This is a genomic window from Bilifractor sp. LCP19S3_H10 (genome assembly GCF_052119185.1).
In the GTDB taxonomy this organism is placed as follows: Bacteria; Bacillota; Clostridia; order Lachnospirales; family Lachnospiraceae; genus Bilifractor.
Genome location: NZ_JBQKFT010000005.1, coordinates 55,003 through 68,198 on the forward strand (window position 1 = coordinate 55,003; position 13,196 = coordinate 68,198).

Sequence of the window (13,196 nt, forward strand, 5' to 3'; positions counted from 1 at the left end):
TTTTTTTCTGTCACAATTCAATAGAAAAATGAAACGTTTCGCTCAAAACCGAATCGATTCGGAAAAAGTGATTGACAGAGGTGTGGGGACATCCTATAATGAAACCAAAACCGAAACGATTCGGTCTGCCGGAGCATATCTCACGGCCTCCGAATGGGCATGATTACAAGGAGGGAACTTACATGGCACTCGTTACTTCAAAACAGATGCTTCTGGATGCACAGAAGGGACATTACGCAGTCGGCGCATTTAATGCTGAGAATATGGAGATGGTGCAGGCAATTGTTCAGGCAGCCGAGGAACTGAAGGCACCGGTTATGATCCAGACCACCGGCGGCACGCTGAAATACGCCACCCCGAAGATGTTCGCGAATATGGTGAAGGCGGTCGCAGAGACAGCCAGTGTGCCGGTATGCATTCATCTGGATCATGGCCCGAGCTTTGATATGGCCGTGAAGTGCATTGTCGCGGGGTACACCTCTGTCATGATCGACGGATCAAAGCTTCCTTTCGAGGAGAACATCGCGATCAGCAAGAAGGTAGCAGATATGGCGGCAGCAGTCGGTATCCCGACAGAGGCCGAGCTTGGAAAGGTCGGCGGCAAGGAGGACGACACGGTATCTTCCGGTGACGACATCTACACGGATCCGCAGGAGGCGAAGGAATTCGCGGAGCGCACGGGCATTTCCTCACTGGCGGTCGGCATCGGCACTGCTCACGGCTTCTACAAGGGGACACCGGTTCTGGATGTGAACCGGCTTGCAGAGATCCGTGAGGTGGTTGACGTTCCGCTTGTGCTGCACGGAGCATCCGGGCTTACGGATGAACAGGTGAGAAGCTGCGTGGAGAGAGGTATCTGCAAGGTGAACTTCGCGACCGAGCTGCGCAAGGCATATACAGACGCTGTCAAGAAATACATCGCTGAGGATCCGGACGTATTCGATCCGAAGAAGTATCAGGCAGCAGGAAGAGCGGCGGTTGTTGAGCAGGTGAAGTACCGCATGACGGTCTGCGGCTGCGACGGCAAGGCAGAGAACTGAGAAGGCAAGGCGGAGAACTGCGACGGTAAGGCAGAGAGCTGCGACGGCAAAGCAGAGAGCTGAGGCCGGACGGATCCGAAATGAGACAGGAGCGCTGAAAACGCAGAGAAATTGATCCGGACGAGTGATCGTCAGGCAACTGCAGGAGGGCTTCGAAAGAACGACTGAACGACGCCGTAAGACGGGAGGGAGGAAGTATGGCGGCTACGGTAAAGGACATTGCGACGAGAGCAGGGTGCGGCGTAGCGACGGTTTCCTCCTATCTGAATGGAGGAAATGTACGGCCGAAGAACCGGGCGAAGATCGAGGCGGCGATCGGGGAGCTTCACTATGAAGTAAACGAGACGGCGCGGCAGCTGAAGACGAATCGGACGAAGATGATCGGCGCGGTAATTCCCGAGCTGAACAGCACGTTCTGCGCGAGAGTGTTAAGCGAAATCGAGGATATTCTCCGTCAGCACGGTTATGCCATGCTGGTCTGCGACTGCCGGACAGACAGCGCCAGGGAGAGGGAGGCTGTTGATTTTCTTCTGAAACGCAGGGTAGACGGACTCGTGGTGCTTCCGGTTGACGCTACCGGGAATAATCTCCGGAAGTTTATCCGGACGGAAAAGCCCGTGGTTTTGATTGACCGGCAGATTGAGGGACTGGATGTGGATTCGGTCTGTGTAGACAACCGTGCGGCGATTCGTTCGGCGGTGGATCTTCTGGTGAAGAAGGGGCACACGCATATCGGGATGATTGCCGGACCGGAGGAGATCAACGCTGCCAGGCAGAGAATGCGGGGCTACCGTGAGGCGTGTGAGAAAAACGGAATTGTCTGCGCCGAGGATTATATCTTTCACGGAGATGATTCGATCGAAAGCGGCACCTGTGGAATTGAGACGCTACGGCAGATGCATCCGGAAATGACGGCGGTTGTGATTTCGAATTATCGGATGACGATAGGTGCCATGATTGGCGCCAACGAGTCCGGAATCGAGATTCCAGGGGAGCTCTCCGTCGTGGGATTCGATAACCCCCAGTTCGCGAGGGCAGTGCACCCGAAACTTACGATCATCAATCAGCCGGTTGACGAAATCGGCGAGAAGGCAGCGGAGATTATGCTGCAGCGGCTCGGTGAGATCGGAGATGCGGAAAATGGAGAGTCTGATGCATCAGCGCGCAGGCATATCTGGCTCGGTACAACGATACTGGAGGGCAGGTCGGTGCTTGACCGGAATAACGCGAAATGATGCTGTAGGCAGGCCGGCGCCTGGCCGGAATAACGCAGAATGAACAGGTTCCCTGCTTTATCTAACGCAGCGTTGGAGCATTGGGATGCCGGAGAGGAAGTTAGGAAACTATGGGAGAGTTTTTACTGGGAATAGATATCGGAACGAGTGCCTGTAAGGTGGCTGTCTTTGACCGGTACGGCAGGGTGGAGGCATCTGCGACGGGTGATTATCCGGTTTATTATCCTCACCCGGGCTGGGCGGAACAGAATGCGGAGGACTGGTACCGGGGCGTCTGTGAGGCATTGGCAAAGATCTGGGCTGAGGGGAAGGTGAAGCCTGCGGATATCTGTGGAATCGGAATCGACGGGCAGGGCTGGTCCGCCATCGCTCTGGATAAGGACGGGAAGAATCTGACGAATACGCCGATCTGGATGGATACCCGCGCGCAGTCTGTGTGTGACCGGATCAATGAACGGATCGGACAGGACAGGATTTTTGATCTTGCAGGAAACGCGCTGCAGCCTTCCTACACCACGCCGAAGGTTCTCTGGTACAGAGAAAACCTTCCGGAGGTCTATGCGCACACGGACAAGATTCTGCACGCGAACGGATACATCGGATACCGTCTGACCGGAAAGATGACGGAAGATATCTGTGACGCGTACGGCTGGCATTGCTTTGATATGAGAAGGGGTGTCTGGGATTATGATATGGCATCCGAGATCGGAATCCCGAGGGAGTTCCTGCCGGAGATCGTGAACTGTGATCAGGTGATCGGTAAGGTGACAGAGGCAGCGGCGAAGGAAACGGGACTTCTGGAGGGAACGCCGGTAGTTGCGGGAGGTCTTGATGCCGCGTGCGGAACGCTTGGCGCCGGCGTGATTCACGACGGGGATACACAGGAGCAGGGAGGACAGGCTGGCGGCATGAGCGTGTGCCTGGATGAATATAAGGCGGATCCCAGGCTGATTCTGTCGTTTCATGTCATTCCGGGCAAATGGCTGCTGCAGGGCGGTACGACCGGAGGCGGCGGAGTGATGCGGTGGTTTGAGCGGGAGTTCGCCGGAGAGGAGCGTCTCCTGGCGGAGAAGACCGGAGAGCCGTCTCTCGTGCAGCTGAATCATGAGGCGGAAAAGGTTGCGGCCGGATCGGACGGACTTGTTTTTCTCCCGTATATGAGCGGAGAGCGCTCGCCGATCTGGAATCCGGACGCAAAGGGCGTGTTCTACGGGCTTGATTTCTCGAAAACAAAGGGGCACATGGTGCGTGCCTGCATGGAGGGCGTTGCCTACGCCCTGAAGCATAATCTGGATGTGGCTGAGAAAGCGGGGGCGCATGTCGAGCTGCTCCGCGCGATGGGCGGCTCGGCGAATTCGCTGCTGTGGACGCAGATCAAGTCGGATATCACAGGGAAGCCGATTGTCGTTCCGTCCTCTGACACGGCAACGACGCTCGGCGCGGTTATGCTCGCCGGAGTCGGCTGCGGATTCTACCATGATTATGAAGAAGCGGTTTCGCTCACGGTTCATGACACGAGACGACATGAGCCGGATCCCGGAAACGCGGCTGTTTATCAGAAAAATTATGAGACATATCTGGAACTGTACCGGGATCTCGAGGGACTTATGAGACGAAATGGGGGCAGTTTTTGAGACAACAGACTGTCAGCGACGGATGGCCGCTGTCAATTTGAATAAATATCTTTGTTAAATGTTGTGCAATATGCAGTGTTCGTAAGAAATTCTTCAGGAGGAAGAAAAGATGGCAATCATGATGAAAGCAGGCGTGGTACATGCAAGAGATGATCTTCGTTACGAGGATATTGAAAAGCCGCAGCCGAAGGCGGGAGAGGTGCTGATCAAGGTTAAATATACCGGAATCTGCGGTTCTGATGTGCCGAGGGTTAACGGTGACGCGTGTCACTTTTTCCCGAATGTTCTGGGACATGAATTTTCCGGAATCGTGGAAGAGGTCGGTGAAGGCGTGACAAGGGTGGCGCCGGGAGACTATGTGGCAGGCGTTCCGCTGGTTCCCTGCATGAAGTGCCCGGACTGTGCGAGAGGCGACTATTCTCTGTGCAAGCATTACAGCTTTATCGGTTCCCGTCAGTTCGGATCCTTCGCTGAGTATGTCTGCGTCCCGGAAATCAATGCAGTGAAATTTGACAAATCCATCTCCTTTGAGCAGGCGGCGCTTTTTGAGCCGGCAACGATCGCGCTTCACGGACTGGAAAGAACGGGATACAAGGGCGGCCACACCGTCGCGATTCTCGGTACCGGCCCGATCGGTATGCTGACGGCGCAGTGGGCGAAGATCTTCGGCGCGAAGAAGGTTGTGGTTTTTGATATCGTTCCGGAAAAACTGGCTCTTGCCGAAGAGCTTGGCGCGGACGCCGGGATCAATACCCTGGACGATGACTTTATGGATCAGGCGATGGCTCAGACCGATGGCGTCGGCTATGACTATATCTATGAGACGGCGGGCAACACCATCACGATGAAGATGGCATTCCAGCTTGCGGCGAATAAGGCCGGCGTCTGCTTCATCGGAACACCGAAGAAGGAACTGACATTTACGGTGAGCGAGTGGGAGAATCTGAACCGGAAGGAATTTACGCTTACCGGATCCTGGATGTCCTATTCGGCTCCGTTCCCGGGTCATGAGTGGACCGATGTGGCGCATTATTTTGCCACAGGCCAGCTGAAATATGATCCGAGAATGATCTGGAAGATTGTACCGCTTTCTCAGATCGCGGATGCGTTCCAGTGGTATAAGGAACGCGGCAAGGTAAAGGGAAAGATTCTGATCGACTCCGAGAAGTAAAAAGGATAAGTTCTGGCTGAGAACAGAATGGAGAGCAATTGAATCAGGAAAAAGACAGAGAGGATATGGTATGATACTGACAGTAACCGCAAATGCGGCGGTGGACACCAGATACGTCGTGGACGGCTTCGGGGTGAACGAGGTGAACCGTGTAAAAATCTGCGAGCGCTCGGCCGGTGGGAAAGGGCTGAACGTCTCCAGAGCTGCGCATATCGCCGGGGAGGAAATCCTGGCGACCGGGTTCCTCGGAGGTCATTCCGGTGAGTTTGTACAGGAACATCTGCACCGGGAGGGAATCCGCGAGGATTTTGTGTGGTGCAGCGGAGAGACGCGTTCCTGCATCAATATTTGGGACGAAGTGAATAAAACGCAGACAGAATTTCTGGAGCCCGGATTTGAGGCAACGGAAACAAATCAGGACGCATTGGTCCGGACATTCAGTGAGCATATCTCGGATGCTGCGGTGGCGACGATCTCGGGGTCAATGCCTTCCGGCTGCGACAGCAGTCTGTACAAGAGGCTGATCGACGCAGGGCGTGCGGCAGGAAAAAAAGTGATTCTGGATACGAGCGGCAGCACGCTGAAGGAGTGCGTCGCTTACAGGCCGTTCATGATCAAGCCGAACATCGATGAGATTCAGATGCTGGTCGGAAGAACGCTGACGGAGGGGAACCGGGACGAGCTTTTGGAGGCGGCAGGTGAGCTTCACGCAAAGGGAATTCCGACCGTTGTGATTTCTTTGGGAAGTGCAGGGTCGCTTATGTCCTGTGAAGAAGGGGTATACGAGGCTCACGTCCCGAAAATCAATGCGGTCAATACAGTCGGCTGCGGAGATTCCATGATCGGAGGCTTTGCCGCCGGGATCGCGCGGGGACTGGACATGAAGGATTGCCTGAGACTTGCCAGCGCAATATCGGCAGCGAGCGCGATGACCGACAGAACCGGATTTTTCCGGATGGAGGACATGACTGCTATCCGGGATCGCGTGGAGATCATCAGAGTACGATAAAGAAGGATAAACCTGATCAAAGATGTATGGATATTTTTTAGAAGAGGAGGAATGAGAAATGGAATTTATTGATCCTGCGAAAATCCCTCAAAGAACGCTCTACACAGGAGCAAAAATGCCGGCGGTCGGAATGGGAACCTTCGGGTCCGATCATGCGACACCGGAGCAGGTGCGTGACGCGGTTCGCGGCGCTATCCGGGTAGGATACCGTCATTTTGACTGCGCGGCGTGCTACGGAAACGAGGACCAGATCGGAGAGGTCTTTGCGGAGGCGTTCCAGAGCGGAGAGGTAAAGAGGGAGGACATGTTCATCGTCTCCAAGGTGTGGAACGATATGCACGGTAAAGGGGATGTTCTTCTGGCCTGTGCACGCACACTGCGGGATCTGCAGCTTGACTATCTGGATATGTACTATGTTCACTGGCCATTCCCGAATTATCATCCGCCGAAATGCGATGTGACGGAGCGGAATCCAAATTCCAAACCGTTTTCGGTCAAGAGGTTCATGGCAACCTGGAGACAGATGGAACGCCTGGTGGATATGGGCCTTACAAAGCACATTGGTATGTCAAATATGACGCTGCCGAAGCTGAAGGCAGTCCTTCCGCTGTGTCGGGTCAAACCGGCCTGCATCGAGATGGAGCTTCATCCGTGTTTCCAGCAGCAGGAGCTGTATGATTATATTCGTTCCCAGGGAATTGAAATCGTGGGATTCTGTCCGCTCGGTTCGCCTGACCGTCCGGAGAGAGACCGCACACCGGAAGATGTGGCGGATCTTCAGCAGCCTGTAATCCGCAAGATTGCGGAGGCTCACGGCGTACACCCGGTTCTGATCGCGATTAAATGGGCGGTTCAGAAGGGGCACACCCCGATTCCATTCTCGATCAAGGAGAAAAATTATACGGCGAATCTGAAATGTGTGACGGAGGATCCGCTGACCGATGAGGAAATGGAAGAGATCCGTGGCATGGAATGCGGGAACCGGCTGGTAAAGGGACAGGTATTCCTGTGGCCGGGCGCAACCGACTGGCGTGATCTCTGGGACGAGGACGGAACAGACGCGCTTTGGGATAAGGATTGACAGTGATGCCGGAAGTCATGCGACCTGTGCCGGCCGCATGATTGGCCGTATGATTATTTAAAGATACAGAGACCCGCAGGTGATGGAGTTCACCTGCGGGTCTCTCTGTGTAGTATTGTGTAGTATATAGAAGAAATCTGATGTGCCGGATAAGAGCCGGTTATTTTTCACGGGAGTCAGTCCCCGGTGTTATATTATGCCGGGTCCGCAATCCCGGCCTTTTCGGTTGTGGGCGTTTCCGGGGCCGGGATGCTTGCCGTTTCGGTTTTAGGCGCTTTCGGATTTGGAGCATTGGATGTTCCGGCTGCATGTGCCTCCGGGTCCGCAGCCTTGGCTGAATCCGGGGCATGTGTTGCCGGGGCTGATATGTGTGCTTCAGGAATTCCTTTCCCGCGGACGAGTCTGGCGACCATTGTCATGGCATAGAGGAGTACGGGGACAGCTATGGTGCAGAAAATCGATCCCATCAGAAGTCCCTTCGAGTATGGGCTTTTCACCAGTGCGAACACCATGGTGAGGGCGTACATCACGAGCAGAAGGATAATGCCTGCAAGGGCGGTAATCCTGCGCATGGTCCAGGGGTATTTCCTGTGGCTGCTGTTCCCTGTGATATTCTTCCGGTCATCCGGGAGGCCGTTTTCTGATTTGTTCATTCTGTGATCCCTTCCTGGTATAATGCATAATCTGCGGCAATGTATAATCTGCGAATGGTGTATAGCCTGATAATCAGGGCGAATGTGCGTAATCACCAATTTTTCACAGTTGTTTTGTATACTGATCAGGATACCTTTTATAAGATATCTTCATGCAGTGGAAATGTCAAGAAAGAGGCAGGGAAGTCAAGTAAGATCAAGGAAGAGCCAAGGAAGAGTCAGGGAAGTCAAGGAAGAGCCAAGGAAGAGTCAGGGAAGAGTGAGGAAAGCCGGAAAAGTGTTCAGAGACAGAGTGCGGTTTACGGCCTTACTCTTGAGCGTTGAGCTCTTCTAAGTGTCAGGTTTGGTACGTAATGGAGATTGCGTCTTTCGGAAAATTTTATATATTGTAAAATTGCAATCAATGGATAAACGCGATAAAGTATTGACATTGAGAAGCGGGAAGCGGCGGAATCGGGCCGTGACTTTGGGAGGTATAAATATGAATCGATTTCGAGACTGGGTGAGCCGTGTGATGTATGGGCGATACGGAGTGGATCAGCTGGGGCGGGTGCTTCTGTATGTTGAGATTGCCCTGCTTTTTGTGTCTGCCTTTGTGCCGAATATTTTTCTCAGTATAGTGACGGCCATGCTGCTTGTCTGGATTTTCTTCCGGATGATGTCCAGAAATATCAGCAGACGGGCGGAGGAGAACCGGAGATTTCTGTCCGGGTGGAACCGGGTGAAGTCTTTTTTTACAGGTGGTATGCGTGCGGCAAAGGACAGGGATCACGCGTATTTCCGGTGTCCGAGCTGCGGGCAGAGGGTTCGTGTGCCAAAGGGCAAGGGCCATATTCAGATCACCTGCCCGAGGTGTCATACACAGTTTATCAAAAATACGTAAATACCTGATGAGCGGATGATGGAGGGATGTATGTTTGGATATATCACGATTGACCGGGAGGAACTCAAGGGAAAGGATTTGGACCGTTACCGTGAGTTTTACTGCGGTGTCTGTCGGGATCTTAAGGATTCCTGCGGAGAAGCCGCGCGGGCGACACTCACCTATGACATGACGTTTCTGGCAATTCTTCTGAATGCTCTGTACGAGGGACCTTCCGGGATCACAGAGGAGAGATGCATTCTTCATCCCGCAAGAAAGCAGCGGGTGATCCGGAATGAATACACGGCTTATGCTGCTGACATGAATCTGATGCTGGTATTTCACAATCTCGAGGATGACTGGATTGATGAGAAGAAGGGGACGAGCCTTGCGGCGTACCGTCTCCTGCGTCCGGCCTACCTGAAAACGTCTCGGAAATATCCGAGGCAAACACAGGCGATTCTGCGATATGTAAAAGAGCTGCACGCGGTTGAGAAGAAGAATGACCGCTCTTTGGACAGAGCTGCGGGTCTGACGGGCAGGCTTATGTCAGAGATTTTCCGGTATCGGGAGGATATCTGGTCCGAAGATCTGGGGCAGATCGGTTTTTACCTCGGGAAGTTCATCTATCTGATGGATGCCTGGGATGATCTGGAAAAGGACCGCAGAAACAGCAGCTATAATCCGTTCCTGTCGATCTGCGGAGAGGCGGATTATGAGATGCGCGCCGGCGATATCCTGACAATGCAGGCGGCAGGAATTGCGAAATATTTTGAGAAGCTGCCGATCCTTCTGGACGAGGAGCTGCTGCGGAATATCATCTACTCGGGCATCTGGGTGAAGTACCGCGCGAAGCGGGCGAAGATGGCCGAAGCGCAAAGGACTTTGCAAGAAGCAAAGGATGATTTATAATAAAATGATCCGCCGGACAGGATCCGGGCGGAAGACAGAAAGAGGAACACATGCAGGACCCATATAAAGTACTGGGTGTCTCAAGGGATGCCAGTGATGAAGAGGTAAAAAAAGCGTACCGCAGGCTGAGCCGCAAGTACCATCCGGATGCCAATATCAACAATCCCAACAAGGACAAGGCAGAGGAGATGTTCAAGCTTGTTCAGGAAGCATACAAACAAATCATGGACGAGCGGTCCGGGAAGATTCCCGGAGGATCCGGCGCATATGGATACGGCGGTTTTGGCGGATATGGTCAGAGATCGGATTCGCCGTATGAGAATCCGGAGATGCAGGCGGCCGCAAACTATATCAATACAAGGCATTTCACAGAGGCTATGAATGTGCTGGAGAATATTCCGGAGCGGAATGCGGAGTGGTATTATCTGCACGCCGTGGCCAATTACGGGCTTGGAAACAACGTGGCTGCGCAGAACGACGCGCAGACCGCATGCAATATGGAGCCGGACAACGGCCGGTACCGGCAGCTTTATCAGCAGATTTCAGCCGGAGGAGCCTGGTATAATGACATGGGTCAGGGTTATGGCTATGAGGGTTCTCCCTGTTATGGCGGAACCGACAGTCAGGGAGGCAGCACCTGTGCCAGAACCGCCGCGGCGATCTGCGGAACGCTGGCATGCTGTACCTGCCTGGGAGGCGGCGGCATTCCGCTGTGCTGTTGCATTTGACAGGCAGAATAAAGGATGCGGCGGAAGCTTTCATCTGATTTTTTTCTGCTGCAGGTATGGAGATTATGACGGTGAATCCGAAAACGTTCTGGATGGGAACCGGAAACATATTAGAGAGCGTTATCGGATCATATAGCGTTATCAGATCATAGAGCGTTATCGGATCATAGAGCATTATCGGATTAGAGAGTATTATCGGAGGACGAGATGGAGAGAAAGCAGTGGGTGGAGAGATACATGCGTGAGCTTGATTACAGCAGGAGGAAGGAGATCCTGGATCAGGCAATTTCCGAGGAGGGAGATGCACCGGACAATGAGCTCCGGGCAAAACTTCTGCAGGAGCGCTACGGCAAGCTGAATTCCCAGGATGTCGACTATTTTATCCGCGGCTGGATGAGCCTTTACTATGTGCACACGACATCGAAGGGATTTTTCGGGAGAAAAAAGATCGAAAAGGAAAAGGCTTCCGTGCTGTCGGACTGGAAGGTGGAGCTCGCCGGAGAGTACGGTGAGATCGGCGAGGAGGTGCTTTATGAGGAGCTGTTTAATATGACGCTTCTGTACTTCCACCTCTGTGAGACAGACAAGAATTATGGCTCGATTCTGCTCGGACTGGGGCATATGAAGAGCGAGACATTGATATCGAAGATTGCCGGCGAGGTGTATCGTCTTGCATATGAGACTCCGCAGGTCATGAATGCGGAGAAGGAGCTCGCCGTATTTACCAGGGCGGCGACGGATGCCTTCTGCGAAAAGTACAACGATCAGCAGGGATACCTGATGGACAGGGTGCGCGCTGGAAAATAAGAACTCGTGCGATCAACAGGGATACGTACTGTTTGAATTGCATTTTTCGGCCAATTCAGAAGGGAACAGGGATATGTCATTTAATTTCAATGATAATGACGGACCGGATTCGGGAAACGGTCCGGGACGGAATAACCGGACGATCTGGATCATCGTGACGGCGATTATGCTGGCAGTGATTATTTTCAGTGTGATCAGTAGCATGTTCCAGTCGTCTTCATCGAAGGAAATCACCTATGACAAATTCGTGCAGATGGTGGAGAAGGATGAGGTGTCGAAGGTTGTGCTGCAGAACGGCACGCTGACGGTAACTCCGAAGTTCAAAGAGGGAGACAAACTGTCCTTATATACCTACCGCGCCACGCTGGTCGGCGATGAGAACGGCCTGAATGAGCTGCTGAAGGGCACGGATATCACTTACGAGAAGAAATCCTCCAGCGTCGGCTCGCAGGTGATGTCTGCGGTATTTCAGATTGTGATACCGATTCTGATCATGATGATTGGCCTGAACCTGGTACTAAGGTATATGGGAAAGGGCGGCGGCGTCATGGGCGTCGGAAAGAGCAAGGCCCGGACCTATGTGCAGAAGGAAACCGGCGTAACGTTTGCGGACGTCGCAGGAGAGGAAGAGGCGAAGGAATCTCTGCAGGAAGTGGTTGATTTCCTGCATAATCCGCAGAAATACACACAGATCGGTGCGAAGCTTCCGAAGGGAGCTCTTCTGGTAGGCCCTCCGGGAACCGGAAAGACACTGCTGGCAAAAGCGGTTGCCGGTGAGGCACATGTCCCGTTTTTCTCCCTTTCCGGATCGGAATTTGTAGAGATGTTTGTCGGCGTGGGCGCCTCCCGTGTGCGGGATCTGTTTGAGGAGGCAAAAAAGCAGGCGCCATGCATCATCTTTATCGATGAGATCGACGCCATCGGAAAAACGAGGGATTCCAGCTACGGCGGCGGTAATGACGAGCGGGAGCAGACGCTGAATCAGCTTCTGGCCGAGATGGACGGCTTTGACAGTGCATCGGGACTTCTGGTGCTCGGCGCGACAAACCGTCCCGAGGTGCTGGATCCCGCACTGCTTCGGCCGGGACGTTTTGACCGGAGAATTATTGTGGAACGCCCGGATCTGAAGGGGCGTGTAAACATTCTGAAGGTACACGCGAGAAAGGTTATGCTCGACGAAACCGTGAATTTTCAGGAAATTGCGCTCGCAACCTCAGGAGCCGTAGGATCTGATCTTGCGAACATGGTAAATGAGGCTGCCATCCTGGCTGTCAAGCACGGGAGGCGGGCAGTGTCCCAGAAGGATCTGCAGGAAGCCGTCGAGGTTGTTCTTGTGGGACAGGAAAAAAAGGAACGCATTCTCAGCAAGGAGGAGCGCCGGATCGTCGCCTATCATGAGGTGGGTCATGCGCTCGTGAACGCGCTGGAGAAGCATTCCGAGCCGGTACAGAAGATCACGATTATTCCGCGTACCATGGGAGCGCTTGGATATGTTATGCAGGTTCCGGAGGAGGAGAAATATCTGAACTCGCGAAAGGAGCTGGAGGACATGGTGACGGGCTTCCTCGCGGGAAGAGCGGCGGAGGAAATTGTCTTCGGCGATGTTACGACCGGTGCCTCAAACGATATTGAAAAGGCGACACAGATCTGCCGCGCGATGATCACGCAGTACGGCATGTCTGATAAGTTCGGCCTGATGGGACTTGCCAGGACCGAGAGCAAATATCTGAACGGCAGAGCAGTTCTGGACTGTGGAGATGAGACGGCGACAGAGATTGACCATGAGATCATGAAGATGCTGAAAGCATCCTATGAGAAGGCAAAGCAGATGCTCAGGGAGAACCGGGATGTGCTTGACCGGCTTGCCGGTTATCTGATTATTCAGGAGACAATCACCGGAAAGGAATTCATGAGAATCATGAATACGGTCATCGGGGAGCGTTCGCAGAATCGTCCGTCCTGAACGACCGTGAACACCCGGGATGCAGCGAGTTGCGGCTGCAGAGCTGTCTGACAGCGCGGATACAGTACGGGAACAGTGCTGTCTGACTGCCGTTGCTGCAG

General features: G+C 53.6%; 12 protein-coding genes. 11 read left to right on the plus strand and 1 reads right to left on the minus strand.

Going from position 1 to position 13,196, the window contains the following annotated elements; genetic code table 11:
- The first annotated feature begins 182 nt into the window (after positions 1-182).
- The 6 genes from fba (at position 183) to ACTQZS_RS05495 (ending at position 7,170) form a co-directional block, all read left to right on the plus strand.
- The gene (fba, locus tag ACTQZS_RS05470) at positions 183-1,040 is read left to right on the plus strand and encodes a class II fructose-1,6-bisphosphate aldolase (protein ID WP_441474920.1); all 858 of its coding nucleotides are present in this window, start codon (positions 183-185) and stop codon (positions 1,038-1,040) included.
- A gap of 197 nt (positions 1,041-1,237) precedes the next feature.
- Positions 1,238-2,275: a LacI family DNA-binding transcriptional regulator gene (locus ACTQZS_RS05475; RefSeq protein WP_441474921.1), complete on the plus strand. Its 1,038-nt coding sequence runs from the start codon at positions 1,238-1,240 to the stop codon at positions 2,273-2,275.
- A gap of 110 nt (positions 2,276-2,385) precedes the next feature.
- Complete coding sequence (gene xylB, locus ACTQZS_RS05480; RefSeq protein WP_441474922.1) at positions 2,386-3,909, plus strand: xylulokinase; 1,524 nt, start codon at positions 2,386-2,388, stop codon at positions 3,907-3,909.
- A gap of 121 nt (positions 3,910-4,030) precedes the next feature.
- Entirely contained in the window at positions 4,031-5,080 is a 1,050-nt protein-coding gene (locus ACTQZS_RS05485) for a galactitol-1-phosphate 5-dehydrogenase (RefSeq protein ID WP_441475035.1), read from the plus strand.
- A 70-nt stretch (positions 5,081-5,150) separates the two neighbouring features.
- A complete protein-coding gene (pfkB, locus tag ACTQZS_RS05490; RefSeq protein ID WP_441474923.1) occupies positions 5,151-6,089 on the plus strand; it encodes a 1-phosphofructokinase in 939 nt (312 codons plus the stop codon).
- Positions 6,090-6,147: 58 nt separating this feature from the next.
- On the plus strand, positions 6,148-7,170 hold the full coding sequence (locus ACTQZS_RS05495) for an aldo/keto reductase (RefSeq protein WP_441474924.1): 1,023 nt from the start codon (positions 6,148-6,150) through the stop codon (positions 7,168-7,170).
- Positions 7,171-7,364: 194 nt separating this feature from the next.
- Here the strand turns inward: ACTQZS_RS05495 and ACTQZS_RS05500 are convergent, their stop codons facing one another.
- Positions 7,365-7,823, minus strand: a complete 459-nt coding sequence (locus ACTQZS_RS05500) for a hypothetical protein (protein WP_441474925.1) — start codon at positions 7,821-7,823, stop codon at positions 7,365-7,367.
- A gap of 481 nt (positions 7,824-8,304) precedes the next feature.
- Here ACTQZS_RS05500 and ACTQZS_RS05505 point away from each other — a divergent pair, with 481 nt between their 5' ends.
- The 5 genes from ACTQZS_RS05505 to ftsH all read left to right on the plus strand — a co-directional run bounded on the left by ACTQZS_RS05505 (position 8,305) and on the right by ftsH (position 13,095).
- Complete coding sequence (locus tag ACTQZS_RS05505) at positions 8,305-8,706, plus strand: hypothetical protein (protein ID WP_441474926.1); 402 nt, start codon at positions 8,305-8,307, stop codon at positions 8,704-8,706.
- 30 nt (positions 8,707-8,736) lie between these two features.
- The gene (locus ACTQZS_RS05510) at positions 8,737-9,597 is read left to right on the plus strand and encodes a DUF5685 family protein (protein ID WP_441474927.1); all 861 of its coding nucleotides are present in this window, start codon (positions 8,737-8,739) and stop codon (positions 9,595-9,597) included.
- 50 nt (positions 9,598-9,647) lie between these two features.
- Positions 9,648-10,325, plus strand: a complete 678-nt coding sequence (locus ACTQZS_RS05515; protein WP_441474928.1) for a J domain-containing protein — start codon at positions 9,648-9,650, stop codon at positions 10,323-10,325.
- Positions 10,326-10,532: 207 nt separating this feature from the next.
- Positions 10,533-11,132, plus strand: a complete 600-nt coding sequence (locus ACTQZS_RS05520; protein WP_441474929.1) for a DUF6553 family protein — start codon at positions 10,533-10,535, stop codon at positions 11,130-11,132.
- Between the two features lie 73 nt (positions 11,133-11,205).
- The gene (ftsH, locus tag ACTQZS_RS05525; RefSeq protein WP_441474930.1) at positions 11,206-13,095 is read left to right on the plus strand and encodes an ATP-dependent zinc metalloprotease FtsH; all 1,890 of its coding nucleotides are present in this window, start codon (positions 11,206-11,208) and stop codon (positions 13,093-13,095) included.
- Positions 13,096-13,196 lie beyond the last annotated feature (101 nt).

What these genes read in the sequence shown, in the direction of transcription:
- fba (WP_441474920.1), top strand. Translation starts at nt 183, where the DNA reads ATGGCACTCGTTACTTCAAAACAGATGCTTCTGGATGCACAGAAGGGA.
- ACTQZS_RS05475 (WP_441474921.1), top strand. Translation starts at nt 1,238, where the DNA reads ATGGCGGCTACGGTAAAGGACATTGCGACGAGAGCAGGGTGCGGCGTA.
- xylB (WP_441474922.1), top strand. Translation starts at nt 2,386, where the DNA reads ATGGGAGAGTTTTTACTGGGAATAGATATCGGAACGAGTGCCTGTAAG.
- ACTQZS_RS05485 (WP_441475035.1), top strand. Translation starts at nt 4,031, where the DNA reads ATGAAAGCAGGCGTGGTACATGCAAGAGATGATCTTCGTTACGAGGAT.
- pfkB (WP_441474923.1), top strand. Translation starts at nt 5,151, where the DNA reads ATGATACTGACAGTAACCGCAAATGCGGCGGTGGACACCAGATACGTC.
- ACTQZS_RS05495 (WP_441474924.1), top strand. Translation starts at nt 6,148, where the DNA reads ATGGAATTTATTGATCCTGCGAAAATCCCTCAAAGAACGCTCTACACA.
- ACTQZS_RS05500 (WP_441474925.1), bottom strand. Translation starts at nt 7,823, where the DNA reads ATGAACAAATCAGAAAACGGCCTCCCGGATGACCGGAAGAATATCACA.
- ACTQZS_RS05505 (WP_441474926.1), top strand. Translation starts at nt 8,305, where the DNA reads ATGAATCGATTTCGAGACTGGGTGAGCCGTGTGATGTATGGGCGATAC.
- ACTQZS_RS05510 (WP_441474927.1), top strand. Translation starts at nt 8,737, where the DNA reads ATGTTTGGATATATCACGATTGACCGGGAGGAACTCAAGGGAAAGGAT.
- ACTQZS_RS05515 (WP_441474928.1), top strand. Translation starts at nt 9,648, where the DNA reads ATGCAGGACCCATATAAAGTACTGGGTGTCTCAAGGGATGCCAGTGAT.
- ACTQZS_RS05520 (WP_441474929.1), top strand. Translation starts at nt 10,533, where the DNA reads ATGGAGAGAAAGCAGTGGGTGGAGAGATACATGCGTGAGCTTGATTAC.
- ftsH (WP_441474930.1), top strand. Translation starts at nt 11,206, where the DNA reads ATGTCATTTAATTTCAATGATAATGACGGACCGGATTCGGGAAACGGT.